Annotated in this window: 24 protein-coding genes, 1 tRNA gene and 4 pseudogenes; 18 read left to right on the top strand and 11 right to left on the bottom strand. The window is 64.4% G+C overall.

The features are described 5' to 3' along the window. Positions 1 to 39 precede the first annotated feature (39 nt). The 4 genes and pseudogenes from GKC70_RS07915 (at position 40) to GKC70_RS07900 (ending at position 2,113) form a co-directional block, all read left to right on the top strand. On the top strand, positions 40 to 636 hold the full coding sequence (locus GKC70_RS07915) for a septation protein A (protein WP_295482515.1): 597 nt from the start codon (positions 40 to 42) through the stop codon (positions 634 to 636). A gap of 1 nt (position 637) precedes the next feature. Next, positions 638 to 936: pseudogene (locus GKC70_RS07910) on the top strand (YciI family protein). A 114-nt stretch (positions 937 to 1,050) separates the two neighbouring features. Further along, positions 1,051 to 1,428, top strand: coding sequence for a translation initiation factor 2 (locus GKC70_RS07905; RefSeq protein WP_342650999.1), 378 nt, complete (start codon positions 1,051 to 1,053; stop codon positions 1,426 to 1,428). 7 nt (positions 1,429 to 1,435) lie between these two features. Further along, positions 1,436 to 2,113, top strand: a complete 678-nt coding sequence (locus GKC70_RS07900; protein ID WP_039579112.1) for a response regulator transcription factor — start codon at positions 1,436 to 1,438, stop codon at positions 2,111 to 2,113. On the opposite strand, the gene GKC70_RS07895 is transcribed toward GKC70_RS07900, so the two are convergent. Further along, the gene (locus GKC70_RS07895) at positions 2,110 to 2,859 is read right to left on the bottom strand and encodes a sulfite exporter TauE/SafE family protein (protein WP_342650998.1); all 750 of its coding nucleotides are present in this window, start codon (positions 2,857 to 2,859) and stop codon (positions 2,110 to 2,112) included. The genes GKC70_RS07900 and GKC70_RS07895 overlap by 4 nt on opposite strands. Positions 2,860 to 2,973: 114 nt before the next feature. Here GKC70_RS07895 and GKC70_RS07890 point away from each other — a divergent pair, with 114 nt between their 5' ends. From GKC70_RS07890 to GKC70_RS07880, 3 genes are all read left to right on the top strand, one after another. Further along, entirely contained in the window at positions 2,974 to 3,927 is a 954-nt protein-coding gene (locus GKC70_RS07890; protein WP_342650997.1) for a LysR family transcriptional regulator, read from the top strand. A 57-nt stretch (positions 3,928 to 3,984) separates the two neighbouring features. After that, positions 3,985 to 4,440: a MarR family transcriptional regulator gene (locus GKC70_RS07885; protein WP_342650996.1), complete on the top strand. Its 456-nt coding sequence runs from the start codon at positions 3,985 to 3,987 to the stop codon at positions 4,438 to 4,440. Positions 4,441 to 4,554: 114 nt separating this feature from the next. Then, entirely contained in the window at positions 4,555 to 4,983 is a 429-nt protein-coding gene (locus GKC70_RS07880) for an organic hydroperoxide resistance protein (protein WP_342650995.1), read from the top strand. Positions 4,984 to 5,053: 70 nt separating this feature from the next. On the opposite strand, the gene efp is transcribed toward GKC70_RS07880, so the two are convergent. Together efp and earP are read right to left on the bottom strand one after the other, a co-directional pair. Then, positions 5,054 to 5,623, bottom strand: coding sequence for an elongation factor P (gene efp / locus GKC70_RS07875; RefSeq protein ID WP_342650994.1), 570 nt, complete (start codon positions 5,621 to 5,623; stop codon positions 5,054 to 5,056). A gap of 48 nt (positions 5,624 to 5,671) precedes the next feature. Beyond that, positions 5,672 to 6,802 carry an elongation factor P maturation arginine rhamnosyltransferase EarP gene (gene earP, locus GKC70_RS07870; RefSeq protein ID WP_342651482.1) on the bottom strand — a complete coding sequence of 377 codons (1,131 nt, stop codon included), beginning with the start codon at positions 6,800 to 6,802 and terminating at the stop codon, positions 5,672 to 5,674. 187 nt (positions 6,803 to 6,989) lie between these two features. On the opposite strand from earP, the gene GKC70_RS07865 reads away from it, so the two are divergent. After that, a complete protein-coding gene (locus tag GKC70_RS07865; protein ID WP_342650993.1) occupies positions 6,990 to 7,379 on the top strand; it encodes a hypothetical protein in 390 nt (129 codons plus the stop codon). 2 nt (positions 7,380 to 7,381) lie between these two features. After that, positions 7,382 to 7,864 (top strand): transcription elongation factor GreAB, encoded by a 483-nt coding sequence (locus tag GKC70_RS07860; protein WP_295482540.1) that lies wholly within the window; start codon positions 7,382 to 7,384, stop codon positions 7,862 to 7,864. A 6-nt stretch (positions 7,865 to 7,870) separates the two neighbouring features. Here the strand turns inward: GKC70_RS07860 and GKC70_RS07855 are convergent, their stop codons facing one another. The 5 genes and pseudogenes from GKC70_RS07855 to GKC70_RS07835 all read right to left on the bottom strand — a co-directional run bounded on the left by GKC70_RS07855 (position 7,871) and on the right by GKC70_RS07835 (position 14,165). Beyond that, a complete protein-coding gene (locus GKC70_RS07855; protein ID WP_317872295.1) occupies positions 7,871 to 9,217 on the bottom strand; it encodes a TolC family outer membrane protein in 1,347 nt (448 codons plus the stop codon). A 10-nt stretch (positions 9,218 to 9,227) separates the two neighbouring features. Beyond that, the gene (locus GKC70_RS07850) at positions 9,228 to 10,520 is read right to left on the bottom strand and encodes an HlyD family type I secretion periplasmic adaptor subunit (RefSeq protein WP_342650992.1); all 1,293 of its coding nucleotides are present in this window, start codon (positions 10,518 to 10,520) and stop codon (positions 9,228 to 9,230) included. Continuing rightward, positions 10,517 to 12,237 (bottom strand): annotated as a pseudogene (locus tag GKC70_RS07845) (type I secretion system permease/ATPase). Before GKC70_RS07845 ends, GKC70_RS07850 begins: the two are co-directional and overlap by 4 nt. A gap of 34 nt (positions 12,238 to 12,271) precedes the next feature. Continuing rightward, entirely contained in the window at positions 12,272 to 12,652 is a 381-nt protein-coding gene (locus GKC70_RS07840; protein ID WP_342650991.1) for an AprI/Inh family metalloprotease inhibitor, read from the bottom strand. 55 nt (positions 12,653 to 12,707) lie between these two features. Continuing rightward, positions 12,708 to 14,165, bottom strand: coding sequence for a serralysin family metalloprotease (locus GKC70_RS07835; RefSeq protein ID WP_039579134.1), 1,458 nt, complete (start codon positions 14,163 to 14,165; stop codon positions 12,708 to 12,710). A gap of 471 nt (positions 14,166 to 14,636) precedes the next feature. Here GKC70_RS07835 and GKC70_RS07830 point away from each other — a divergent pair, with 471 nt between their 5' ends. After that, entirely contained in the window at positions 14,637 to 16,769 is a 2,133-nt protein-coding gene (locus tag GKC70_RS07830; RefSeq protein WP_342650990.1) for a TonB-dependent siderophore receptor, read from the top strand. On the opposite strand, the gene GKC70_RS07825 is transcribed toward GKC70_RS07830, so the two are convergent. After that, positions 16,766 to 17,842 (bottom strand): sensor domain-containing diguanylate cyclase, encoded by a 1,077-nt coding sequence (locus tag GKC70_RS07825; protein WP_342650989.1) that lies wholly within the window; start codon positions 17,840 to 17,842, stop codon positions 16,766 to 16,768. The two genes, GKC70_RS07830 and GKC70_RS07825, sit on opposite strands and share 4 nt — an antisense overlap. Positions 17,843 to 17,844: 2 nt before the next feature. After that, a complete protein-coding gene (locus GKC70_RS07820; protein ID WP_342650988.1) occupies positions 17,845 to 18,342 on the bottom strand; it encodes a hypothetical protein in 498 nt (165 codons plus the stop codon). Between the two features lie 94 nt (positions 18,343 to 18,436). On the opposite strand from GKC70_RS07820, the gene GKC70_RS07815 reads away from it, so the two are divergent. The 5 genes and pseudogenes from GKC70_RS07815 to GKC70_RS07795 all read left to right on the top strand — a co-directional run bounded on the left by GKC70_RS07815 (position 18,437) and on the right by GKC70_RS07795 (position 23,591). Then, positions 18,437 to 19,459 carry a LacI family DNA-binding transcriptional regulator gene (locus GKC70_RS07815; protein ID WP_342650987.1) on the top strand — a complete coding sequence of 341 codons (1,023 nt, stop codon included), beginning with the start codon at positions 18,437 to 18,439 and terminating at the stop codon, positions 19,457 to 19,459. A gap of 83 nt (positions 19,460 to 19,542) precedes the next feature. After that, a complete protein-coding gene (locus GKC70_RS07810; protein WP_342650986.1) occupies positions 19,543 to 20,322 on the top strand; it encodes an AP endonuclease in 780 nt (259 codons plus the stop codon). After that, a pseudogene (locus tag GKC70_RS07805) lies at positions 20,315 to 21,264 on the top strand (sugar kinase). The gene GKC70_RS07810 and the pseudogene GKC70_RS07805 overlap by 8 nt, the downstream one beginning before the upstream one ends. Before the next feature lie 60 nt (positions 21,265 to 21,324). Continuing rightward, positions 21,325 to 22,617: an MFS transporter gene (locus GKC70_RS07800; protein WP_342650985.1), complete on the top strand. Its 1,293-nt coding sequence runs from the start codon at positions 21,325 to 21,327 to the stop codon at positions 22,615 to 22,617. An 8-nt stretch (positions 22,618 to 22,625) separates the two neighbouring features. Next, entirely contained in the window at positions 22,626 to 23,591 is a 966-nt protein-coding gene (locus tag GKC70_RS07795) for a D-glycerate dehydrogenase (protein WP_342650984.1), read from the top strand. Between the two features lie 56 nt (positions 23,592 to 23,647). Here the strand turns inward: GKC70_RS07795 and GKC70_RS07790 are convergent. Continuing rightward, a tRNA-Ser gene (locus tag GKC70_RS07790) sits at positions 23,648 to 23,737 on the bottom strand. A gap of 289 nt (positions 23,738 to 24,026) precedes the next feature. Between GKC70_RS07790 and GKC70_RS07785 the strand changes: the two are divergent. The 3 genes and pseudogenes from GKC70_RS07785 (at position 24,027) to GKC70_RS07775 (ending at position 26,579) form a co-directional block, all read left to right on the top strand. Then, positions 24,027 to 24,715 (top strand): annotated as a pseudogene (locus GKC70_RS07785) (crotonase/enoyl-CoA hydratase family protein). A 102-nt stretch (positions 24,716 to 24,817) separates the two neighbouring features. Next, positions 24,818 to 25,537, top strand: a complete 720-nt coding sequence (locus GKC70_RS07780; protein WP_295482575.1) for a lysophospholipid acyltransferase family protein — start codon at positions 24,818 to 24,820, stop codon at positions 25,535 to 25,537. 70 nt (positions 25,538 to 25,607) lie between these two features. Further along, positions 25,608 to 26,579: a magnesium and cobalt transport protein CorA gene (locus GKC70_RS07775; protein WP_039579153.1), complete on the top strand. Its 972-nt coding sequence runs from the start codon at positions 25,608 to 25,610 to the stop codon at positions 26,577 to 26,579. Positions 26,580 to 26,597 lie beyond the last annotated feature (18 nt).

The raw sequence follows: 26,597 nt of genomic DNA, 5'->3' as shown, positions 1-26,597 counted from the left end.
TTGTTATTATGCCGTCACATCCCGCTTCTGGCTGCCACTGTGAAACAATTCATCGATTTCATCCCGCTGCTGCTGTTCTTCATCGTCTACAAGATGGACCCGCGACCGCTGGAATTCGCCGGCCACACCTTCGAGTTCGGCGGTATCTACAGCGCCACGGCGATGCTTATTGTCAGCTCTGTGGTGGTGTATGGCGCCGTCTTCCTGCGCCAACGCCGGCTGGAAAAGAGCCAATTGCTGACCCTGGTCGCCTGCTTGGTGTTCGGCGGCCTGACCCTGGCCTTCCACAGCGAAACCTTCCTCAAATGGAAGGCACCGGTGGTCAACTGGCTGTTCGCCCTGGCCTTCGCCGGCAGCCATTTCATCGGCGATCGGGTCCTGATCAAGCGCATCATGGGCCACGCCGTGACCCTGCCGGACGCCATCTGGACCCGCCTGAACCTGGCCTGGATCGCATTCTTCCTGGTCTGTGGTGCAGCCAACCTGTTCGTCGCCTTCACCTTCCAGGACTTCTGGGTCGACTTCAAAGTCTTCGGCAGCCTCGGCATGACGGTGGTCTTCCTCATCGCCCAGGGCGTTTACCTGTCGCGCCATTTGCACGACGCCGACACCTCCCCTTCCAAACCCAAGGACTGACATGCTCTACGCCATCATCGCCAGCGACGTCGAAAATTCCCTGGAACGGCGCCTGGCCGCACGCCCCGCGCACATCGAGCGGCTGCAGCAGCTCAAGGCCGAAGGCCGCGTGGTGCTGGCCGGCCCGCACCCGGCCGTCGACAGCAACGATCCCGGGCGGCAGGCTTCAGCGGCAGCCTGATCGTTGCCGAGTTCGACTCGCTGACCGCAGCCCAGGCCTGGGCGAATGCCGACCCTTACGTGGCGGCCGGCGTCTACGCGCAGGTGGTGGTCAAGCCGTTCAAGCAAGTCCTGCCCTGACCGGCCCCAGGCCTGTACGCACGCTCTGCGGCGCACAGGCCTTTTCTGAACATTCATCTATCGCGGCCACTTGCCGACAACCTCCTGAATCGAATCAGAGAATCAGGAGTTCCGATGCGCCAAGGTCCGTTGTTCCTGCTGCTGTGCTGCCTGCTGTCGTCCTCCCCCCTCGCGCTCGCCGAGCAACCGCACTCGACGGATACCGATGCACGTGTCAGCGAACTGCAGCAGCGCCTGCAAGCCAGCGAGCAGCAGCGCGCGGTGCTGAGCCGACAACTGCAGGGAATCGACAGCACCCAGTTCGAACGCCTGCGTGAGGAGAACCAGCGTTTGCAGGCAGCCGTGCAGAAACAGCAGGCCAGCGGCCCGCTGCACCTGCTCACCGAACAGCAACAGTGGTTCGTGATCGGCTCGGGCGTTGCACTGTTATCGGCTGTGTGCGGTATCTTAGCCAGCGGCGGACACAGAAGACGTCGGCAATGGTTGAATTGAGTGAGTCATGAGCGAGCTGTTACTGATTGATGATGACCAGGAGTTGTGCGAGCTGCTCGGCAGTTGGCTGACTCAGGAAGGTTTTGCGGTCCGCGCCTGCCACGATGGCGAAAGTGCGCGCCAGGCCTTGGCCGCCCAGGCGCCGGCGGCCGTGGTGCTGGATGTGATGCTGCCCGACGGCAGTGGCTTGGAGTTGCTCAAGCAACTGCGCAGCGAGCACGCCGAACTGCCCGTGTTGATGCTCTCGGCCCGTGGCGAACCGCTGGATCGCATTCTCGGCCTGGAGCTGGGCGCCGACGATTACCTGGCCAAGCCGTGTGATCCACGCGAGCTCACCGCCCGCCTGCGTGCGGTACTGCGCCGCAGCCATCCGGCTGCGCCCAGTACCCAGGTCGAGATCGGTGACCTGATCTTCAGCCCGGTGCGCGGCGTGGTCAGCATCGATCAGCGCGAGATGAGCCTGACCCTGTCGGAGAGCCGTATCCTCGAAGCCCTGCTGCGCCAGCCCGGCGAGCCGCTGGATAAGCAGGCCCTGGCGCAGCTCGCCCTGGGCCGCAAACTCACGCTGTACGACCGCAGCCTGGACATGCACGTCAGCAACCTGCGCAAGAAAATCGGCCCCCACGCCGATGGCCGGCCGCGCATCGTTGCCCTGCGCAGCCGGGGTTATTACTACAGCCTCTAGAGCTCCAGCCCCAGCATCACCGCGCACAGGATCAAGAACACGCAGAACAGCGTGCGCAGCACCTTCTCAGGCAGCGCATGGGCCAGCCGCACGCCCCAGCTGATGCTCAGCAGCCCGCCGATGGCCAAGCCAGCGCCCATGCGCCAGTCGACGCTGCCATGCACACCGTAGGTGACTAAGGTCACCAGGGTACTGGGCGCCGCCAGTGCCAGCGACAAGCCCTGGGCCACCACCTGCGAGGCGCCGAACACACTGGTCAGCACGGGCGTGGCCACCACGGCCCCGCCGACCCCGAACAGCCCGCCCATGCTGCCGGCAAAACAGCCCAGCACTCCGAGCCACGGCCAGGGATAGCGTAACTGGCTGCTCGGTGGTGCCACCTTCATGAACATGCGCGCCACGTTCCACATGGCCAAGGCCACCAGAAACGCCACGAAGCCCAGACGCATCGCGTGCGCATCGAGCCCCACCGCCCAGATCGAGCCCAGCCAGGCGAACACAAAGCTGCACAGCGCCAAGGGCACGGCGTGTCGCAGCTCGATACGGTTACGCTGATGATAGCGCCACAGCGCCAGCAGCACGTTCGGCACCACCATGACCAACGCGGTCCCTTGAGCCAATTGTTGATCGAGGCCGAACAGCACACCCAGGGCGGGAATGGCGATCAGGCCGCCACCGATCCCGAACAACCCGCCAACGGTGCCCAGCACCGTCCCCAACAGCACATACATCAACCACTCGATCATCAGTCCCTCATGCGCCACGTTCTCGATGCCCGCATGCTACGCAGTCGTGCCTGGCAGGGAAACGCACAGCAGCGCACAATGGCTATGCGCATCACGCACAAGCAAGGACCTGTCATGAGCCCCGATATCCTCACCGAACAGCTGAGCCTGTTCCTCGACGTGTTGCACACCGGCAGTTTCTCCGCCGCCGCGCGACGCCATCCGCTGACCCCCTCGGCCGTTGCCAGGCGCATCGACGCGCTGGAGAACGCCTTGGGCAGCCGCCTGTTCGTGCGCAGCACCCACGCCGTGCGCCCGACCCCGGCGGGCAACGCGTTCGCCGAACGTGCCCGACGCATCATCGAGGAACTGCGCCTGGCGCGGGCCGAGGCGGTGTCGTTGAGCAGCGCGCCCGAAGGGCTGATCCGCATGGACGCACCCGCCGCCTTTGGCCGTCGTCACCTGGCGCCGGCCATTGCCGACTTTCTGGTGGCCTATCCCGGCCTGGACGTGCAACTGCGCTTGATCGACAGCTTCGTCGACATGCACGGTGGGCACCTGGGCGAAGTCGACCTGGTCCTGCGCGCCGGCACGCTGGCCGACACCCGTTTGGTGGCGACCCCTCTGGCCAAGATGGTGCGCATCGCCTGCGCCAGTCCTGCCTATTTGGCCAGCCGCGGCGTACCCGGCTGCCCCAGTGAACTGCCGCAGCACGATGGCCTGGACTGGGACGGCCTGGCACCGCCTTTCGCCTGGCGCTTCACCGTGAATGGCCAACAGCGGCTGTATCGCCCTGCCCGCCTGCGCATGACCGCGAACAATGCCGAGACCCTGCTGTTCGGCGCCCTGGCCGGCCTTGGCATCGCGCATCTGCCCACTTGGCTGGTCAGCGAGTACCTGCTGCGTGGCGAATTGCTGCCGCTGTTCTGCGAAAACGGCCTGCCAGAACCGGAAACCACCGGCATCTATGCGTTGCGACTCGAACATGAAACGAACTCTCGCAGCCGCTTGCTGCTCGAATTCCTCAAGAGTCGCTTCAGCCCGGTACCGCCTTGGGACCTGGCACTGCGCAGTGGACTGCGCAGTTAGTGAGCGCACTAACGATCAGCGTGCTAGATTCTTAACCGAACTCATTCAAGGACTTGCATGAACGCCGACATCAACGCCCCATGCGACGAGCTGCTGCTGAACAATCAGGTGTGTTTCGCCCTGCATTCCACCTCGTTGCTGATGACCAAGGTCTACAAACCTCTGCTGCAAGCCTTGGGTCTGACCTACCCGCAGTACCTGGCCATGCTCGTCTTGTGGGAGCAGGACGGGCTTACCGTAGGTGAAATCAGCCATCGCCTGCTGACCGATCCCGGTTCGTTGACCCCTTTGCTCAAGCGCCTGGAGAGCGAAGGGCTGCTCAACCGCACCCGCAGCCGTGAAGATGAGCGTGTGGTGCTGGTAGAACTGACCGACAAGGGACGGAACCTGCGCGAGGAAGCGCGCAAGGTGCCGCAGTGCATCTTGGAAGCCTCCGGGCGCACGGTGCAGCGCCTGCAGAAATTGCAGGCTGAATTACTGGAATTGCGCGAGAGCCTGCAAAAGAGCCTGTGAGCGAGCAACCCGACGAATGGCGTGAAAATCATATTGCGCGCAAAATAATTGCGTACTAAATTAATCCCCATACCCCATCGCGCTCCGGCGCTTATCACGCAAGCGAGGCTCAAGATGCACAAGGTTACTGCGCTGTACATTGCACAAGCGACTTCCACCGGCGGCCGTGACGGCCAATCCCGCTCCAGCGATGGCAAGCTCGAGGTCAAGCTCAGCACCCCCAAGGAGCTGGGCGGCGCAGGCGGGGAAGGCAGCAATCCCGAGCAATTGTTCGCCGCGGGTTACTCGGCCTGCTTCATCGGCGCGCTTAAGTTCGTCGCCGGCCAGGCCAAGCAAGCATTGCCCGGCGACACGGCAATTACCGCCAAGGTCGGTATCGGTCAGATCCCCGGTGGTTTCGGGCTGGACATCGACCTGCACATCGCCCTCCCCGGCCTGACCCAGGCAGATGCCGAGGCGCTGGTCGAGAAGGCCCATCAGGTGTGCCCTTATTCCAACGCCACCCGTGGCAACGTGGATGTGCGCCTGCACGTGACGGTCTGAATGAGCCGCCTTGCTGACAGACACAAAAAACCCGGCAAACGCCGGGTTTTTTATTGGCTCACCAGAAGTCTTACTTCTTGGTGCGGCCTTTGAAGCTGTTGTCGCGGGTATCGATATCGATCCACTCGTCGATTTCGATGAAGTCGGCGACTTGGATCTCGGTGCCGTTGGCCAGCTTGGCAGGCTTCATGACCTTGCCGGAGGTATCGCCACGGGCAGCGTTCTCGGTGTAGACGACCTTACGGCTGATGGTGGTCGGCAGTTCGACCGACACCAGACGGCCTTCGAAGAAGACAGCCTCGCAGATGTCTGCCATGCCTTCTTCGATGTACGGCAGAACGGCGTCGATGTCTTCGGCGTTCAGCTCGTACATGGTGTAGTCGGTGGTGTCCATGAAGGTGTATTCGTCACCATTGATGAACGACAGGGTCGCTTCTTTGCGATCCAGGATCACGTCGTCCAGCTTGTCGTCGGCGAAGTAGACGGTCTCGGTCTTGTAGCCGGTCAGCAGGTTCTTCAGCTTGGTCTTCATGATCGCGCTGTTACGGCCCGACTTGGTGAATTCCGCTTTCTGGACCAGCCACGGGTCGTTGTCGATCCGCAGGACGGTGCCGGGTTTCAGTTCTTTACCAGTTTTCATTACGCAGTATCCGAATCTGGATGGATTTATAAAAATCGAGGCCGCGTATCATAGCCAATTTCGATAAAACTGTACCAGCGCTGTAGCAAGGTCCGGTCGAGCGGCCTGTGCGCTGCGCCACTGCCGGGCGTGCGCCTGGAGTGTCGGCCAGTGGGGCTGCAACGCGCGCCAGGCCTGGGCCATGTCGCGGTCCATGTTCCACGCCCGCCACACCGCCAGCAGCGCCTGCGCCGCTTCGTCCGACAGGCCCTGGCGGTAGATCTTCAAGAAGGCTTCGAGCTTTTCCCAGTGGGCGTTCTCATCCTGGATGTAGATGTGCCACAGCCACGGCTGGCCGGCCCACTGGGCGCGCACGAAGGAATCCTCACCGCGCACGGCGTTGAAATCGCAGCACCAGAGCAATTGGTCGTAGTCTTGCTGGCTGACGAACGGCAGTACCTGAAGCGTCAAGCCACCGCGACGGCGTACATCCCCCACGGCCAAGGCTTCGCCGAACCAGGCATTGAGGTCGGCGAGAATACGTCCCTCTGGCACCAGCAGGTGCGTGGGCTGGACATCCTCAATCAGCGCGTCCAGCCAGTTGGCCAACTGTGGGTTTTCGTAGGCGAACAGCGAGATCAGCCGTGCCGAGGGCGCTGGATGCACGTTCAACCGGGCCAGGAATGCCTGTCGCGCGGTGTCGTCGGTCTGCCAGGCCAGGCAGCGCTGGACGAGATCGCGTTCTCGCAGCAGGCCACCGGTCTTGGCCGTGAAGCCGGGGAAGAAAAACACGGTGCGCAGACCATTGGGCTGTGGCGAAGGCAAGCCATGACAGCCTTCGACCCAGTCTTCGGCGCTGAGGTATTCCAGGTTCAGCCATAACGCGGGCGTTGCACGTGCCGCCAGCGCGTCGAGGTAGGGGCCAGGGAGGCGGCAGCCGAAGGCGCCGATGACCACCTCGGCAGTGGCGCACGCGGGCCAGTCGCTTGCCCAATGACGCACGTCGACACCCTGTTGCCACTGCTGCGAGGCTTGCGGGTCGGCGCTTGGGCACAGGCGAGTGAAGGTGGTGAGATCGTCGACCCACAGGCGCACGTGCAGTGAGTGCTCATTGGCCAGTTGCCGGGCCAGGCGCCAGGTCACGCCAATATCACCGTAGTTGTCGATGACCGTGCAGAAGATGTCCCAGGTGGGCGGCAAGGGCGCGTGCTGCATGGTCATTCTCGATAGCGGCGGATTGGGGGCCGGGTATTCTGGCGGCAAAGGGCCGAGGGGGAAAGCGTTGCTTGTGGGCGCAGTCCTCACCGGGTTTTCTGGTGTCGAGTGTGGGTGCCGATGCGGGGTCGTGCGACAATCGAGGGGTCATTCTCTTTTCCAGGAAGCCACGATGAATCGTCGTCGCGCAGTGAAGATCTCGCTCAGCCCTGTGCAGTTGGTCCTGAGCGTCGCCTTGGGCCTATGGCTTGGGGCGGTGGCCGTTGGCTTGAGCATAGGGCTGGTCTGGCATCTCTGGCCGGCGCAGGTCGAGCCGTTGGCACGCGCCGTGGCGCCGGCGCGCGTTGCGCCAGGGCCAACCCCACCAGCGCCCGCGCAACAAGACGCTCAGCAGGCGATGTTCGAGCGTTACCAGCAGGTGCTGCAGGAGCAGCAGGCACGCCAGGCCATCGAGGCCGATCCGCGCCATCTGGCCAACCCCAAATGCCAGTTCTGGTTGCAGCAGAACCGCAACGCCCCCACCGCCAACAGCCAAGCCAAAGTGATGGAGTTCTGCAACTGATCATGGACAAGGCCTGCCTGCTCGCCCACATCATCGAACGCCTCGAGCACGACAGCGAGGTGCTGCGTCGCGCCGCCCAGACGGCCTACGAAACCGCGACGGCCGAAGAAAACATCGCCGAGAACAAGTACGACACGCTCGGCCTCGAAGCCTCCTACCTCGCCACCGGACAAGCGCGGCGCACGGCCGAGATTCGCCAGGCGCTGGTGAGCTATCAGCAACTGCTGCTGCGCGACTACGACCCCGGGCGAGGTATCCAGGTGAGCAATAGGGTCACCCTCGAAGATGAGCAGGGCACTCGCCAGTGCCTGTTCCTCGGACCTGAGGGTGCAGGCCTGAAGATCGGCGAAGGCGATGCACAGGTCACCGTGATCACCCCGCGCTCGCCGTTGGGCCTGCAACTGCTCGGCAAGCGACTCGACGACGAAGTCACCCTGATGCTCGCCGGCACCGCGCAGGTGCAGTGCGTGGTCGAGGTCGACTGAGCCGCCCTACCCGCCGCTGGCCACGAAAGCCTCGTCCACCCGAGCCAACTGCGCCTCGCTCAGCGTGCCGGCCTGATAGTGCAGCTTGATCCACGCCAGCAGATAGTCGTAACGCGCCCGGGCCAGATCGCGTCGGGTGGTGGACAACTGCTGCTCGGCATTGAGCACGTCCAGGTTGACCCGCTCCCCGCCCTGCACGCTCTTGCGCGTCGAGGCCACCAACGCCTCGGCGGCCTGCAGGGCCCGTTCGTAGGCGCGCAAGCGGCTGGCGCCAGAGGCGCAGGCGTTGTACTGCCGACGCAGTTCGATCAGGGTGCTACGGGTATTGCCATCGAGTTCGTACTCGGCCTGCTCCAGGTGTCGGCTGGCTTGGCGGGTGGACGCACTCACGGCACCGCCAGCGAACAGCGGCAGGCTGATTTCGATACCCACCGTGTTGGTGTCATAACGCTGGTTGTAGGTGTTGCCGCTGTCCGACTCCTGGCGCCGCGAGGTGGCGAAGGCATTGACCTTGGGCAGGTGCCCGGCCCGGTTACGCTCGACTTCGTAGCGGGCCACGTCCAGCGCATGGCGCTGCGAGCCGAGCACGGGGTTGCCCTCCAACGCCAGCGACTGCCAGGCCTCGAAGCCTGTGGGCGCCATCACCGGCAAGGCGAAGCCGCTGCGCAGCGGCGCCAGGTCGTCGATGTGCACCGCCGGTTCGCCGATCAACGCACCGAGTTCGCGCAGGGCGGCGTCTTCGTCGTTGCGGGCCTGGATTTCCTCGGCATCGGCCAGCTCGAAACGGGCCTGGGCCTCGAGGATGTCGGTGCGCGTGCCCTCGCCTGCCTGGTACAACCGCTGGTTCTGCTGGAACTGCTGGCGGTAGGCCTGCTTGCTGGCCACGCTGATGGCGATCTGATCACGGGCATACAGCGCCTGGGTATAGCTGGTCATGACCCGCACCAGCAACTGCTGGCTCTGGTCACGGAAACTCTCGTCGGCGAACAGGGCCTGGGCCACGCCTTTACGGTAGGCGGCGTAGGCTTCGTAGTCGAACAGCGGCTGCTGCAGAATGAAGGTCGAGCCGTAGCTGTCGTAGCGCCGATCTTCGCTGGTGCGCCGCGCGTCACCCAGGTAGCTGGCCTTCGAATCGTTGCGGCCTTTGTTGTAGCTGTAGGACAGGTTCGGCAGCAGACCCGCGCGACCGATCGCACGGTACTCCTGGCCCGCCTCGCGGGCCTTGAAGGCCGCCAGGTAGGTCGGGTCTCGGCGCAGCGCCTGCTCGTAGACCTGGAACGGCCCCATGGCGGCCTGGACCAAGGCCGGCAACAGTGTGCAGGCCGCCAGCAGGCCGGTGGCAAAAGACTTCATCACAGCGTCCTCAAGGTTCGCTCAAGGCGCTGCCCGCTCGATCGAGCAGGGGCTTGAACAGGTAGTTGAGCAGCGAGCGCTCGCCGGTGCGCACGAACAGCTCCGCCGGCATGCCGGGGCGGATCGACAGCCCCTGCAGACGCGTCAACGCCTCTTCGCTCACGGTGCTGCGCAGCACGTAGTAGGGTTGGCCGCTGCGCTCGTCCAGCAACTGGTCGGCCGAGATCAGCGCCACTTCGCCAGTGACCCGCGGCGTGCGGTTCTGGTTGAAGGCGGTGAACAGAATGTCCACCGGCAACTGCGGCGCCACCTTGTCCACCAGGTTCACCGGCAGACGCCCCTCCACTTCCAAGGCCGTGCCCTGGGGCACGATTTCCAGCAGGGTCTCGCCCGCCCGCACTACCGCGCCTTCGGTGTGCACGCCCAGGTTGATGGCGATGCCGTCGGCCGGCGCCAGGATCTCGCTGTGGCGCAGTTCGAAACGTGCCGAATTCAGTTGCTGCTCCAGCGTCGCAGCGCGTACCTGCGCATCGGCCAACTGGCTGCGCACCTCCTTCTGGTACTCCTCGCGGCGCTGTTGCAGGTTGAGCTGGGCTTCGACGATGCCTTGTTCGAGACGGGCGCTGTCGCCGGCATTCTGCGCCAGGTCGCGCTGGACCTGGGACAACTGGCGCTGGTACTCCAGCACCCGATTGCGCGGGATATAGCCCTCGCCAGCCAATGGCCTCAGGTTGTCGAGCTGCTCGCGCAAGGAGTCGGCCTGAGCCTGCAAGTCGCCGCGCGCCCGGCGCATACCGGCCAACTGCGCCCGCGAGCCCTCGACGCTCGCCGACAATGCGCCTTGCTCGCGGGCCAGGGCCTGGCGACGGCTCTCGAACAGTTGACGCTGACCTTCGAGCACCAGTCCCAACTGCGGGTCGGACGCCTCGTTCAGTTCGGCCGGAAATTGCACCTGCTGCGCATTGTCACGCTCGCCGCGCCACCGCGCCAGGCTGGCCTGGGCCATGCGGTACTGGGCCTGCAAGGCCTCAACATCGGCCTGCACCTGGGTCCGGTCCAGACGCAGCAGCGGCTCGCCTAGGCGCACCGCCTGCCCTTCGCTGACCAGGATGCGACTGACCACGCCCGCCGCCATCGACTGCACCGCCTTGCGCTTGCCGGACACCACCACGGTGCCAGGCACCGTCACGCCCTGATCGAGCGGCGCCAGGCTGGCCCAGAGCATGAACCCGCCAAAGCCGAGCAGGGTCAGCAGCCAGCCCAGGCGTACATAGAAACCTGAATCGCGCATCGAACGGCTCATGCGCCACCTCCGGCCTGCAGCGGACGATGCACCGCGCCCTGGCCCAAGGCCTGGAGCACCTCACGTGCTGGGCCAAACACCTGCATCCGCCCCTCGTTCATCACCAGCAGCTTGTCGGCCTGGCCCAGCGCCGCGCTGCGATGGGTCACCAGTACCACGCTGCGCCCCAGCGCCTTGAGCTGGACCAAGGCATTGGCCAATGCCGCCTCGCCGAGGCTGTCCAGGTTGGAATTAGGCTCGTCGAGCACCACCAGGCACGGATGGCCGTACAGCGCCCGCGCCAGCGCGATGCGCTGCTTCTGGCCACCGGAGAGGTCGGCGCCGCCTTCGCCCAAGCGGGTGTCGTAGCCGTGCGGCAGGCGCAGGATCAATTCGTGGACCCCCGCCAGGCGCGCGGCCTCCACCACCTTGAGGCCGTCGAGCTCGCCGAAGCGGGCAATGTTCTCGGCGATGCTGCCGCGCAGCAGTTCGATACTCTGGGGCAAATAACCAATGTGCGGGCCGAGCGCCTCCCGATCCCACTGGCGCAGCTCGGCGCCGTCCAGGCGAACGTGACCGGCCAATGGCTGCCAGACCCCACCAGCAAACGCGCCAACGTCGACTTGCCCGAGCCCGAGGCGCCCAGCACACCCAACACCTCACCCGGCGCCAGCGCAAAGCTGACCTGCTGCAGCGTGGCCTGCTGGCGACCGGGCGGTCCAGCGCTGACCTGCTCCACCGTCAATTGCCCAAGCGGCGTGGGCAGTGGCATCGGTGCCGGCGGTTCGGGGTGCTCGCGCAGCAGCGCATCCAGACGCCGGTAGGCCAACTGCGCACCGCTCCATTGCTTCCACACAGCGATGAGCTGGTCGATCGGCGCCAGCACCCGTCCCATCAGGATCGAGCCGGCGATCATCATGCCGGGCGTCATCTGCCCTTCGATCACCAGCAAGGCACCGAGTCCCAGCACCAACGACTGCAAACACAGGCGTAGGGCCTTGCTGGTCGCAGTGATCACCGCAGAGGTGTCGCTGGCCTGGTTCTGCAGCGTGAGAAAACGGCTGTGCAGGGCGAACCAGCGTTGGCGCAGGACGCCGAGCATGCCCATGGCCTGGATGCTCTCGGCGTTGAGCAACTGGCTGGCGGCCAGGCTGCTGGACTGCTGCTGCAAGCCGCTGGCCTCGGCCAAGGGGCGTTGAGTCAAGCGCTCGTTGAGCACCGCCAGCAGCACCAGCAACAAGGCGCCGGCACTGGCGAGCACGCCCAGCCAGACGTTGAACAGGAAGATCACGGCCAGGTATACCGGAAACCAGGGCGCATCGAAGAAGGCGAACAACGCCGGACCGGTGACGAACTGGCGCACCTGGGTCATGTCGGTCAGGGCTTGCCCAGCCGCCCCGTCACCCTGGCGCAAGTTACGCTCGAAGGCGGCGCGATAGAGGGTCAAGTTGAACCGCTGTTCCAACCGATAACCCACTCGAATTACGATGAAACTGCGCACTGCCTCCAGCACGCCCATATAAAAGAAGAAGCCCACGACCATCAGGGTCAACATCCATAACGTCGTGGGATTCTGCGAAGTCAGTACACGGTCGTACACTTGCAACATATAAATCGACGGCACCAGCATGAGAACGTTGATCAAGGCGGTAAAACAGCCAACACTGATCAAGGTCGATTTGAATTCGGCAAGTGCCGCCCACAGAAGTGCACCGGGCTGATGGCTCGGAAGTTTCATGTTTCGCCCTTATTACCGTTGCAACTTGGCCTGGTTAGTTATTATCCAGACGCTCCAGTACCAACACCTCACCGCCCGGCACAGTGCCGGTATATCGATGTACCTGTTGGCGGCTGAAATGCACTACGGTGCTGCCATCGGCCCCCACCAGGGCCAGCGTGTCGGGCGTCACCAACCAACTGCCGGGGCGCAGACCCAGCAGGGCCTGGGCGCAGGCCAGGTCGCCGTCCAGGGTGCCTTGCTCGGCCTCCAGGCGCAGGGCGCAGCACTCGGCCGGACGCGGTTGCGGATAAAGCTGCCAGCGCCCGGCCAGTTGCGCCGCGCTGGGGAGTAGCAGGCTGCTCGCCATACCTACCTCGGTCATCGATATCAGGGCGATCGCGCCTAGCGCGATCATGGGGTTGACTGCTCGCATTCGTCCACCTCCGTGGCGAGGGCGACCCGCAGCCTGCACGGGCCGCCCCGTCAGGTCAGACCACGATGTCCGTGGCGACCGCCTGACCCACGGTAGTCACCAGGAAATCAACCTGGCTGTTGCCGGTGAAGTCGATGGCCAGGCTGCCCAGGTTGGTGGCCTGGTCATAGCTGAGCACCGCTTCGCCGGCATGGCCGCTGAAGCTGTTGACGAAGGCCAGTGGCAACTTGCTCTGGGCGAAGGCCGGGATGGCCGACAGGTCGATCTTGTCCTGACCGCTGGCGAAATCCATGATCCGGTCCGGCGCCTTGGCCGTGGAATCGCTGACTGCGCCATAGACGAAGGTGTCTGCGCCGCTACCGCCCCAGAGCACGTCCGCCCCGCCGCCGCCGTAGATGATGTCGTTGCCGGCACCGCCCTTGAGCACGTTGGCCACCGCGTTGCCGATCAGCAGGTCGTTGCCCGAACCGCCAATGGCGTTTTCCACGGTCACGCCCTTGGCGATCGAGACGTTGCCGACCATCCCCCCCACGTCGGAGAACGAGGCTTCGTTGAGGTTGATCTTCTGGTTCTGGGTGAACCCGGAGAAGTCCAGGGTATCGTTGCCGCCACCGTCCCACACAGTGAACACCAGCTTGGACGAAGCCGAGGTGGCCGAGTAGAAATCGCGATCGGCCGTGGAGTTGAAGCCGTACACGGTGTCGCCCGAGCGGGTGGCGTAGTTGGCGCCGTAGAGCTTCTGGATCGCCGCGATGTCGTCGATCAAAGGCGCCGAGGCATAGTACTGGCCGCCGCCTTTGACGAAGTTCTGCGCGGTGTTGCTCTCGCTCCAGTAGCTCATCACGCTGTAGCCGCGGGTGTCCTGGGCGTACGAAGCGTCACGGTAGCTCGGGTTGCCCTGGCCGGCGTTGTAGTCGCCGGGATGGGACAGGCCCAGGGTGTGGCCGATCTCGTGGGTCAAGGTCTGGCGACCGTAGTTGCCCGTGTCCGGGCTGATGTTGACCTGATAGCCGTTGTTGACCAGGTACCACGACTCACCCTTGTGCGACCCGGCGCCATCGAACGGCAGGTAGGCGAAGGCCGCGCCGCCGTCGTTGGCGCTGTAGTTGCCGAAGGTCATGTGACCGTCGCCACCTGAGGCCGACTCGGTGAAGGTGACCTTGGCCACGTCCGCCCAGGACTGCATGGCGAGCTTGGCCTGAGCCTTCTGCTGGGTGTTGAACTGACTGAAGGTGCCCAGGCCGCGGCTGACGAAGTCAGACGGCGCTTTGCTCAGGAAGGTGTAGGTGAGGCTGATAGTGCCGTCCTTGTTCAGGTCCTTCCAGGACGCGCCGTCACGCAGCAGCTGGGTCGCTGCCTGGTCGACGGTGAACGACGGTTTGCCATTGATCTTCGCACCACCGCGATCGTACTGGTGGGCGAAGCCGTTGATCAGCCCGAAAGCGGAACTGGGACCGTTGGGCTGCAGCGCCGAGGCGGCAGCGTACAGGGCCTTAGCATTGACATTCGACATGCAGACACTTCCTTGTTTGCGGAAATGATTGAAGTTCGACAGGAACGCTCAAGCATTGGCGAGAGCATCCTGTCACTCGCCCTTATGAGGCGTAAAAAAACTGACACACCCAGAAACTTACTGTCCAGTCTTTTTTTGGCGTGCGTTATACGAATTGCCAACCACGTCGAAGTTCTGGGTTATTTGCGCAAACAGTCGCGAATTATTACGGCAGCGCAGAACGGCTTATTCAAATAATGACTGGCCGTTCATTATGCGCGTCGGGGAAGTTTTATTATGAAAAAGCGACATGAATTACAACGCATGTGGCGCATTGGTAAAACAGCGCTATCGCTATTCGTTTGAATTCAAAAGCGCGCTGTCCGTCGTGGGCTCCGACCGGTTCAGGCTCGGCCACCCGACATCGAGCCGCCCTGCTACCATGTCGCCCTTTTTGCCCTCCCCGCCCTGCCCGCTTCCAAGGAGCCTCGCATGACCCCGCTTCGTTCTCGTCTGCCCTTCGGCCTGCTGGGCCTGGGGGTTGCGCTGCACGCCTGCCCTGGCCATGGCGCAGAACCGGTCAACCTGGCACCGGTGCAGATCAGCGAACGGGCGACGGACGCCGGCTACCAGGCCGATCGAGCGCAGGTTGGCGGCTGGCAAGCGGCCCCACTGCTCGACACCCCCGCCTCGGTCAGCGTGTTCAGCCGCCAACTGCTCGACGATCGCCAAGTACGTCTGCTCAGCCACGTGCTGCAAAGCGATGCCTCGGTCGGCGAGAGCTATGCGCCCATCGGCTACTACGAGAACTTCAACGTGCGCGGCTTGAGCCTCGACGCGGCCAACAGCTACCGAATCAACGGCCAGACCATCGCCGGCGAGCAGAACGTGGCGCTGGAGAACAAGCAGCAGGTCGAACTGCTCAAGGGTCTGTCGGGGCTGCAGAGCGGCGTCTCCGAACCCGGCGGGCTGATCAACTACGTCACCAAGCGCGCCGAGGACGTGCGCAGCGTCACCGTCTCGACCAACGACCAAGGCGAGCGCTACCTGGCCACCGACCTGGGCGGCTGGTTCGGTGAGCAGAAGCAGTTCGGTCTGCGCGCCAACCTGGCCTATGAAGACCTGCGCAGCTACGTCGACCACGCCGACGGCAGGCGCGACTTCGCCTCGTTGGCCTTCGACTGGCAGATCAACGCCAATGCCACGCTGCAACTGGATGCTGAATACCAGCACCGTGAACAGCGCTCGGTACCGGGTTACCAGTTGCTGGGGGGCAGCGAGGTGCCGCACGGCGTCAACCCGCGTGATCGCCTGGCCTATCAGTCGTGGGCAAAGCCGGTGCAGAACGATTCGCTGAACCTGGGCGGTCGCTTCGAATACCGCTTCAGCGACACCTGGAGCGGTGCGTTGAGCGCGTCGCGCAGCCAGGTGGTGATCGACGACTACAGCGCCTTCGCCTGGGGCTCGGACGCTGGCGCCGTGTTCGCCCGCAACGGTGATTACGGTATCTACGACTACCGCAGCCCCGACGACACCCGGCGTGTGGACGCCCTGCAGGCCACCCTCGATGGACACTTCCAGGCCCTGGGCCTCGACCACGAGCTGACCCTGGGCAGCAGCGCCCAGCGACGCACCGTGGATCAGCGCCCTTACTACAACGAGTGGCTGGGCACCGGCAACATCGACACCGACGCCCCCGCCCTCGCCCCGTCGGACAAGCCGGTGGGTCACAGCGAACGCCGCCTGGACAGCCGCCAGTACGGCCTGTTCTTCAGCGACCGCATCCGCTTCGATGAACAATGGCAGACCGTGCTCGGCGCGCGCGAAGTACGCCTGGACGAGAAGACCTGGGACGAGACCGGCACGCCTGGCCGCCACACCCGGCAGTATCAGTTGTTGCCCAACGTCGCGCTGATCTACAAACCGCAGGCCGACACCACCCTCTACGCCAGCTGGTCCAAGGGCCTGTCAGCCGGCGGCACCGCGCCTTGGTTCGCCAGCAACGCCGCCGAGATCCTCGCGCCGACCCTGTCACGCCAGTTGGAGGTGGGTATCAAGCGTGACTGGCAGGGCGTGAGCCTGAGCGCAGCGCTGTTCCAGATCCGTCAGGCCTACCAGTACGCCAAGCCCGGAGACGGCGCCGCGCCGCTCTACGTGCAGCAGGGGCAGCAAAAGAACACCGGCCTGGAGCTGGGGGCCAGCGGTTGGGCCACCGCCAACCTGCAACTGCATGCCAGTGCGGCGGCCATCCGGGCGCGGGTGAACGACACAGGCACCGACGCCTACGAGGGTCACCAGGCGATCAACGTGCCACGCCTTCGCGCTGCGTTGCAGGCCGAATACAGCTTGCCGCTGCCCGGCCTGGCGCTGCTCGGCGGCGCTCGCTACAGCGCCAGCAAGTACGCCAGTCAGGCGGGTAACGTGGCCGTGGGCGGCTACACGGTATTCGATGTGGGTAGCCGTTATCGCACCCGTATCGGCGACTACGACACGGTCGTGCGCTTGAGCGTCGATAACCTGTTCGACAAACGCTACTGGCGCGACGTCGGCGATTACCTGGGCGATGACTACCTATTCCAGGGCGCGCCGCGTACCGCCAGGCTGTCGGCGTCGGTCAGCTTCTAGGGCGCTTGCGGACGCGGACAGCTCTCCCAGGCGCTGTCCTGCACGGGCGCTTCGAACTCGTCGGCGAACACATAGCGGTCCTTGCCCAGGTGCTTGGCGTGGTACATCGCGGCATCCGCCGCCCTGAGCAGGCTGTCGCTGTCGGTGTCGCTGGCGTCTTCGCAGAGGATCACGCCGACGCTGGCGCGCACTTGAGCGCTGCCACCTTCCAAGGCAATCGGCTCGCGCACGGCAGCGATCACCCGATCGAGGATCATGCGGCATTCAGGGCGCCCGGACAGGTCCTCCATGATCAGCACGAACTCATCGCCCCCCAGCCGCGCCAACGTGTCGGAACCGCGCACCTTGCCCAGCAAACGTTGGGCAACCGTGATCAGCACCCGATCACCCTGAGCGTGGCCGAAACGGTCATTGACGCCCTTGAAGCCGTCCAGGTCCAGCAGCGCCAGGGCGAAGCGCTTGCCTTGCCGGCGGCTGCGCTGCTCAGCCTGCTCCAGGCGCCGTAGCATCAGCCGTCGGTTAGCCAGCCCGGTGAGTGGATCGATCAGTGCCTGGCGCAGCAGTTCGGCGCGGCGCTGGCGCAGACTCAGCAAGGCATGCATCAGCCAGGCGACCGAGCCGCTGCCCAGCAGGATCAGTCCGAACTCGAAGTAGTGCCGAGCATCTGCGGCCGTGGCGTGCAGCGGCGCCACACACAGATTCCATACCGTGGTACCGATCCTGACATCGCGACACAGCCCGTCGACCAGATCGCCTGGCGAGCGCAGCAGCACGCGACGCTCGCCGGTCTCGGCATCCAGGCCCGACAACGCATAGGCATAACCTTGAGACTCGATGGCTGGCAGGTTGGCATCTTCCAGGGCTTCGGGCAGCACCAGGGTGACCACCGTGTACCCCCAAAAGCGTGGTGTTCCGTTTGAATCCGGCAGAAACACCGGGAGCATGCCAATGGCGCCCAGCGGCCCCTGGATCAGGGTGAAGGGGCCGGTGAACTGAAGGCGCGGCGCCGCAGGGTCCAGCGCAGCCAGTACCTGCTTGCGGTCATAGAACTCCAGCAGATCGTGATCGCGCACGATCAGGTTGCGATCCAGTGGCTCGATCTGGCGGATGATGCCCTCCGGGCCAGTGAGAACGCGTAGGCGCCCTTGTACAGCGGCAGCAGAAAATGCGCGAGGGCGGGGAAATCCGGCACTTGGCCGTGACCCTGATAGACCATCACCGCCAGCGTGCGATTGGCGGTCAGCGCTCGCTCGAGCACTTTTTCCACCGCCACCGCAAAGGTGGTCGCCACCTCGCCGGTGCGCACTTGTTCGAGACGTCGAGCGTCCTCATCGAAACGCTGCAACAGAATCCAGCCGAGCAGGAAGAAGCCGGTGAAGGCCAGGAGCGGCAGGCTCCAGCGCAACCAGCGTCCGGCTCGAACGAAGCTCATCATGAGGCAATCCACTCGCGACCCAAGGCTGCGACCGATTCTGTCGGAAAACAACGCTTTTTCAAAAGACAGTCTGGCAGATTGATGCATCTTCTGCCGGTCGATCACCTGTCGCAGCGGCGCGTAACCACGCGCCGGCATGGCTGCCTGACCAACGGTAGATTGACGGATGTCTGAACATTTGCTGTATTGAAACCGGTTTCATTCGCCCATTACAACGCCAACAAGGCTCGCAATGACCACACAATCTTCATTGACCCGCCCCCGGGTCACCATCAGCGAAGTGGCGAAAGCCGCCGGTGTGTCCAAAGCCACCGTGTCGCGCTACATCGGCGGCGACCGCCAGTTGCTGGCCGAAGCCACTGCCCAACGCCTGGAAGCCGTGATCCAGCACTTGGGCTACCGCCCCAACCAGATGGCCCGTGGCCTGAAGCGCGGGCAGACGCGCCTGATCGGCATGCTGGTCGCGGACATTCTCAACCCCTATTCCGTCGCGGTGATCCGTGGCGTGGAAACGGCCTGCCGCCAGCACGGCTACAGCCTGGTGTTGTGCAACACCAACCGTGACGATGAGCAGGAACGTCACCACCTGCAAGCGTTGCAGTCGTACAACGTCGAAGGCCTGATCGTGAATACCCTCGGTCATCAGCCCGGCGAACTGCTCGACCTGCACCGTCGCCTGCCCATGGTGCTGGTAGATCGCCAACTGGCGGATCTGCAGGTCGACCTGGTCGGGCTGGACAACACCGATGCCGTCGAGCAGGCCCTGGACCACCTCCAGACCCAGGGCTACCGCGACATCGTTGCCATTGGCGAGCCGCTGGACGGCACCAGTTCGCGTCATGAGCGCGTGCAGGCCTTTACCGCCTCCGTGCAACGACGTGCCAGCGTGCGCGGGCGAGTGCTGAGTCTCGATGCCCATCTGCCGCAGACACTCGAGCAGTGTCTGGCCAACGACAATCACGCTCCCCAGGCCCTGCTCACCTTCAATGGTGTCGCTACGCTGGCTGTGACCCGCGCCCTTCACGCTATTGGGCGGGGACTGGGCAACGACTTGGGCCTGATCGCCATCGACGAACTGGACTGGTGCTCGCTGGTCGGTCCCGGCATCACTGCCTTGGCCCAGCCCACCGAACGCATCGGCGCTGCCGCGTTCGAGTGCCTGCTCGAACGCCTGCGCGGCAGTGAAGCCCAGCCTCGGCGTCTGGATTTCAAAGCGCAGTTGATCGTGCGCGGTTCCACATCCCTCCCCACGTAACGAGGTTGCGACGACAGCACGCAGCACACCGCTGCGACTCAAAATGAAACCGGTTTCATTCGAAGCAGACGAGGACAATAACAATGCAGCCCAATCCTGTTTCCATCAGCCTCTCCAGCTACGGCGCCGACCAGGTACGCGAGCGTGGCCAGGTCGCTTTTCTCGACGTGCTGGCCAACGCCGGGGTCGACCGCGTCGAACTGCGCGAAGAGTTGTTCACCGAGCCGCCTGATACCGCCCGGCTCAAGGCAGAGGTCACCAGCCGCGGCCTGGAATGCCTGTACTCAGCGCCCCTGGAGCTGTGGACGCGGCAAGGCCGGCCGGACCCGCAGTTGCCACAGGCACTGGCCACAGCACGGGCGCTGGGCGCGGTCGCGCTGAAGGTGTCGCTGGGTCATTTCCGCGCCGAATGCGACCTGGCCGACCTCGGGCCCTGGCTCAAGCCCGGCGATCCGCTGTTGCTGGTCGAGAACGACCAGACCGCGTATGGCGGTCGGCTCGAGGCGCTGCTGAGCTTCTTCCAACGCGCACAACAGGCCGCACTGCCGGTGGGCATGACATTCGACATCGGCAACTGGCACTGGCAAGGCGAATCGCCCGGACATGCGGCGCGTCATCTCGGGGGCTGGGTGCGCTACGTGCACTGCAAGGCGGTGACGCGCAACCCCGATGGCCGCTTGGTCGCCGTACCGCCGGAGCCGAGCGAGCTGGCGAACTGGCAGCGCTTGTTCACCTGTTTCCCGCCAGGGGTGCCCCGGGCCGTGGAGTATCCCTTGGTCGGTGCCGACCTCACCGCCGTGACCCATCTGCACGCCTGCGCACTGGCCCGGCTCGGCACTCACCCGGAGGTGAGCCATGCCTGAGCATGACGTGCTGTGTTTCGGCGAAACCATGGCCATGTTCGTGGCCCAGCAACCGGGCGATCTCGACCAGGTGGAGACCTTCAGCCGGCGTATCGCCGGCGCCGACAGCAATGTCGCAATCGGTCTTGCACGGCTGGGTCTGCGGGTGCGCTGGCTGAGCCGCGTGGGCGACGATGCGTTTGGCCGCTTCGTCCTCGCCAGCCTGCGCCGCGAGGGCCTGGATTGCAGCCAGGTGGCGGTCGATCCGCGTCATCCCACCGGTTTTCAGCTCAAGGCCCGTTGCGATGACGGCAGCGATCCGGCGGTCGAGTACTTCCGTGCGGGTTCGGCGGCGAGCAGGTTATCGGTCGACGATCTGGACGTCGCCTCGACGCAGGCGCGCCATCTGCACACCACCGGCATCGTTCCGGCCCTGTCCGCCCTTGTCGGCAGCTGTCACATCGCTTGATCGACTGCATGCGGGCGGCGGGCGCGAGCATTTCCTTCGATCCCAACCTGCGCCCGTCCCTGTGGCCGGACCGCCAGACCATGGTGCGCGAGATCAACGCCCTGGCGATCAAAGCGCATTGGGTGCTGCCGGGCCTGGAGGAAGGTCGCGTACTGACCGGCTGGAGCACGCCAGCCGACATTGCCGCGTTCTACCTCGACCAGGGTGTCCAGCGCGTCGCGATCAAGCTCGGTGCCGACGGGGCCTATTACCGCGACGCCGCCAGCCAGGGCCTGGTCGCCCCGGTGCCGGTAGCCAAGGTGATCGACACCGTCGGTGCCGGCGATGCCTTCGCCGTCGGCGTGATCAGTGCCCTGCTGGACGGCCTGCCATTGGCACTGGCGGTGGCCCGTGGCAACTGGTGTGGCAGCCGCGCCGTACAAAGCCTGGGCGACATGGAGGGCCTGCCGCAGCGCGAAGAACTGGCCGCCTACGAGTTGCGCGCCAGCGCCTGATGAACATCGCCGGTGCGCCGGCCCTGCTGAGACAACAACAATTCGCTCAGGAGTTTTTTCATGCACTCGAACAGTCTCGCGCCTCGGCGCTGGTGGTACCTGATTCCCATCGTCTTCATTACCTACAGCCTGGCCTACCTGGACCGTGCCAACTACGGCTTTGCCGCCGCCTCGGGCATGGCCGACGACCTGCACATCACCCCGGCCCTGTCCTCGCTGCTGGGAGCGTTGTTCTTCCTGGGCTACTTCTTCTTCCAGGTGCCCGGTGCGCTCTACGCCCAGAAAGGCAGCGTCAAGAAGCTGATCTTCATCAGCCTGATCCTCTGGGGCGGCCTGGCGACCCTGACCGGGATGGTCAGCAACGTCTACCTGCTGATCGCCATCCGCTTCCTGCTCGGCGTGGTAGAGGCCGTGGTGATGCCAGCGATGCTGGTGTACCTGTGCCACTGGTTCACGCGCGCCGAGCGCTCACGGGCCAATACCTTCCTGATGCTCGGCAATCCGGTGACCATCCTCTGGATGTCGGTGGTATCCGGTTACCTGATCAAGCACCTGGACTGGCGCTGGATGTTCATCATCGAAGGCTTGCCGGCAGTGATCTGGGCCTTCATCTGGTGGCGCCTGGTGGATGACCGGCCGGCCCAGGCGAGCTGGCTGAGCGAGGCGGATAAAGCCCGACTGGCGCAGGCGTTGGCCGACGAGCAGCAGGGGCTGAAACCGGTGAAGAACTACCGTGAGGCCTTCCGCTCGCCGCAGGTGCTGATCCTGTCGCTGCAGTATTTCTGCTGGAGCATCGGGGTGTACGGCTTCGTGCTGTGGCTGCCGTCGATCCTCAAGCAGGCCGCCCAGGTGGACATCGTCGAAGCCGGCTGGCTCGCCTCGGTGCCCTACCTGGCGGCCGTGCTGGCGATGGTCGGCGTGTCCTGGGCCTCGGATCGCCTGCAAGTGCGCAAGCGCTTCGTCTGGCCGCCGCTGCTGATCGCAGCGGTGGCGTTCTACGGCTCCTATGCGCTGGGCAGTGAACACTTCTGGCTGTCGTACACGCTGCTGGTCGTCGCAAGCGCGTGCATGTATGCGCCCTATGGGCCGTTTTTCGCCATCGTGCCGGAGATCCTGCCGAGCAATGTCGCCGGTGGCGCCATGGCCCTGATCAACAGCATGGGCGCGCTGGGCTCGTTCGGTGGCTCGTGGTTGGTGGGCTACCTCAACGGCATCACCGGCGGACCAGGCAGTTCGTACTTGTTCATGGCGGCAGCGCTACTGCTCGCCGTAGCGCTGACCGCCTTTCTCAAACCCCCGCACCGCGCCGACTGCAACGCTCAAGGTCCAGCGCAACTGGCGGCCAGTCATTAGGAGCTGACATGAACAAACGTGTCGTTGTGTACAAAACGCTGTCCCAGCCGCTGCTCGAGCGTCTACAGCAGCAGGTGGACGTCACTCAAGTGGACCTCAACGCCTCCGACGGGCTGGCACGTCTGCGCGATGCCCTGCCCGACGCCCACGGCCTGCTCGGTGCCAGCTTGCCGTTGGGCAGCGCGCTGCTGGACCTGGCGCCGAATCTGCAAGTGGTATCGAGCATCTCGGTGGGCGTGGACAACTACGATGTCGCGGACCTGACTCGACGCCGGGTAATGCTCACCCACACCCCGGACGTGCTCACCGAAACCACCGCCGACACGGGTTTCGCGCTGATTCTCGCCAGTGCGCGGCGGGTGGTGGAGCTGGCCAACTGGGTGCGCGGTGGCCACTGGCACAAGAGCCTGGGACCTGCGCATTTTGGCACCGATGTGCAAGGCAAGACCCTCGGCATCATCGGCATGGGCCGCATCGGCGACGCCCTGGCGCGACGGGCCGCTGCCGGCTTCGGCATGCGCGTGCTGTACCACAGTAACCACCGCAAGCCCGACGCCGAGGCCCGCCACGGCGCGCGCTTTCGCAGCCTCGAGGCCTTGCTGGGCGAAGCGGATTTCGTCTGTCTGACCGTGCCGTTGAGCGCCAGCACCGAAGGCCTCATCGGCGCCCGGGAACTGGCGCTGATGAAGCCGGAGGCGATCCTGGTGAACATCGCCCGCGGCCGCGTGGTCGATGAAGCGGCGCTGATCGAGGCCCTGCGCAGCGGACGCCTGCGTGGCGCGGGACTGGATGTCTTCGAGCAGGAACCGCTGCCGGCCGACTCGCCGCTGCTGCAATTGGCCAACGTGGTGGCGACTCCGCACATCGGCTCGGCGACCCACGAGACCCGTGAAGCCATGGCCCGCTGCGCGGTGGAGAATCTGCTGGAGGGATTGGCCGGGGAGCGGCCGAGGCATTGGGTGAACCCGTTCTGAGGGTCCAGAAATGCAAAACCCCAGCACATTTTCGATGTGCTGGGGTTGCATGAAAGTGGCGGTGAAGAAGGGATTTGAACCCTTGATACGATTTCTCGTATACACACTTTCCAGGCGTGCTCCTTCGACCACTCGGACACTTCACCGGATCTCTTCAAGCCATTCAGCCTGTCGAGGCGCGCTAATTTAGTAGAAGCGCTTTTCTTTGGCAAGCATTTTTTTCAGAATTTTCATGCGCTTAAGGCTTTCGTCCGGCAAGCACTCGGGGCCAGGGCAATACGGCCAATCTGACCCGTGCTTTTTTCGTTGCCTTTCAATCGGACCCGACGACACGCGGCCTGCGCCGCGTCGGCTGACCAGACAGTCAGCCAAGGCGCTTTACCTGGCCGGCAGCGCTGGGTAACGTCGTGGCCACGCCACCCAAAGGACTCTGTCATGAGCGAGCTGATTACCTACCATGCCGAAGACGGCATCGCCACCTTGACGCTGAACAATGGCAAGGTCAATGCGATCTCGCCGGACCTGATCACGGCCTTCAATGCGGCCCTGGACCGCGCTACCGAGGAGCGCGCGGTGGTGATCGTCACCGGCCAACCCGGCATTCTCTCGGGTGGATACGACCTGAAGGTCATGACGGCGGGTCCCAAGGAGGCCATCGGTCTGGTCACCGCCGGCTCCACCCTGTCCCGCCGCCTGCTCTCGCACCCCTTCCCAGTGATCGTCGCCTGCCCGGCAATGCCGTGGCCAAAGGCGCGTTCCTGCTGCTCTCGGCCGACTACCGGATTGGCGTCGAAGGCCCGTTCAAGATTTGCCTGAACGAAGTGCAGATCGGCATGACCATGCACCACGCGGGCATCGAGCTGGCGCGCGACCGCCTGACCCGCTCAAGCTTCCAGCGCTCGGTGAACAACGCCGAAGTGTTCGATCCGCACGCCGCCGTTGTCGCCGGCTTCCTCGACAAGGTGGTGCCGGCCGAACAGCTCCAGCAGGCAGCGCTCGCGGCAGCACACGAACTGAAGAAGCTCAATATGCTGGCCCACAAGAACACCAAGCTGAAGGTGCGCAAGGCGTTGCTGGCGAAATTGGACGAGGCGATCCAAGCCGACCAGCATCACATGGGCTGACACGCCTGGGCCCAGGCTCACCGGCGGTCAGCGCTGCCGGTGTTTGCCCCAGCCAGTGCACGGTCGTACACTGCACCGCGACTGTCTGGTGTGAGTCGTATCATGCTCTATCTGCTTCGCATGCTTGTGCTGGGCCTGCACTTCCTGCTGGTCGGCGCCGTGGGTCTGCTCATCGGCCTGTGCCGCCCCTTCAACCCGGATAACAGCCGCCTCTTTGCCCGCCTCTACAGTGTGCCGGCCGCTTGGTTCATGCGTATCCAGGTCAAGGCCGAAGTCGGGCCGTTGTGGGATCAGCCGCCCGGCTGCGTCATCGTCGCCAACCATCAATCCAACTACGACCTGTTCATCCTCGGGCAAGTCGTGCCGCGACGCACCGTGGCCATCGGCAAGAAGACCCTGGGTTGGATTCCCCTGTTCGGCCAGTTGTTCTGGCTCGGCGGCAACGTGCTGGTGGATCGAAAGAATGCCTACCAGGCGCGCAAGGCGCTGCAGACCACGACGCGTATCCTGCGCGACGGCACCTCGATCTGGATTTTCCCCGAAGGCACGCGCAACCCGTCCGAACAGTTGCTGGCGTTCAAGAAAGGCGCCTTTCACATGGCCTTGGAAGCCGGCGTGCCCATCGTGCCCGTGTGCGTCAGCCGCTACACGCAGCGCCTGAACCTGAACAGTTGGCGACGACGTACGGTGATCGTCCGCTCGCTGCCGCCAATTGCCACGCGAGGGCTCAGCCAACAGGACTTGCCCGCCTTGATGGAACAGTGCCGCACGCAGATGCAGCAGTGCATCGATCACATGGAGCAGGAACTGCCCACGCGCTGAGCGCGCGGCTTGCCGTTCGCCGCGACTCAGCCCAAGCTGTCGCAACAGTCAACCGAACAAGCAGGCAGCCATGGGTCGAGTCGTTGCAGCGGCGGTGTACAGCGCCGGCAGAAAGGTCACCAACATCAGCCTCGACGAAGGCAGCGAATGGGCGAACAAACCCGGTCATTTCGTCTGGATCGGCCTGGAGGAACCCAGTGCCCAGGAACTGGCCAACCTGCAGCGCCAGTTCGGCCTGCATGAACTGGCCATCGAGGACGCGCTGGAAAAGCACAGCCGCCCGAAGTTGGAGACCTTCGGCGACGCGTTGTTCATCGTCACCTATTCGCCGGTACGCCATGAAGGTCGTCTGGAATTCATCGAGACCCACATCTTCGCCGGCAAGGGTTATGTCATCACCTGCCGCAATGGTCACTCCAAATCCTATGCCTTGGTCCGCCAGCGCTGCGAAGCGCGACCCTTGCTGCTCGAACACGGCGAGGACTTCGTGCTGTACGCCCTGCTCGACTTCGTCACCGAGAACTACCAGCCGGTTAGCGAGGCGATCCACAGCGAGATCGAAGCACTGGAGCAGAGCGTGCTCAGTGGCTCGCTGCAGGAACAGGACATCCGCCGCCTGCACAGCCTGCGCCGCGATATCCTGCGCATGCGCCGCTACGTGGCGCCGATGGTGGAAATTGGCGAAGAGCTGCAGCGGCTGAGCTTTCCCTTCATCGACAAGAACATGCGCCCGTACTTTCGTGACGTGCAGATTCACGTCACCCGACAGATGGAAGACCTGGTCGGCATCCGCGACATCGCCAGCCAGACCATCGAGATCGGCATGCTGCTGGAGTCCTCACGACAGAGCATCGTGCAGCGCAAATTCGCTGCCTGGGCGGCGATTCTCGCCTTCCCTACGGCCATTGCCGGTATCTATGGGATGAACTTCCAGAACATGCCGGAGTTGGGCTGGCACTACGGTTATTTCCTGGTGCTGGGCGTGATCGCTGCCGGCTGCACCGGGCTGTTCGCCAGCTTCAAGCGCTCAGGCTGGTTGTGACGGCCCGCGAAGCGCAGC

Source organism: Pseudomonas sp. REB1044 (genome assembly GCF_038813925.1).
In the GTDB taxonomy this organism is placed as follows: Bacteria; Pseudomonadota; Gammaproteobacteria; order Pseudomonadales; family Pseudomonadaceae; genus Aquipseudomonas; species Aquipseudomonas boreofloridensis.
This window is presented reverse-complemented; position numbering and strand designations above follow the sequence as displayed.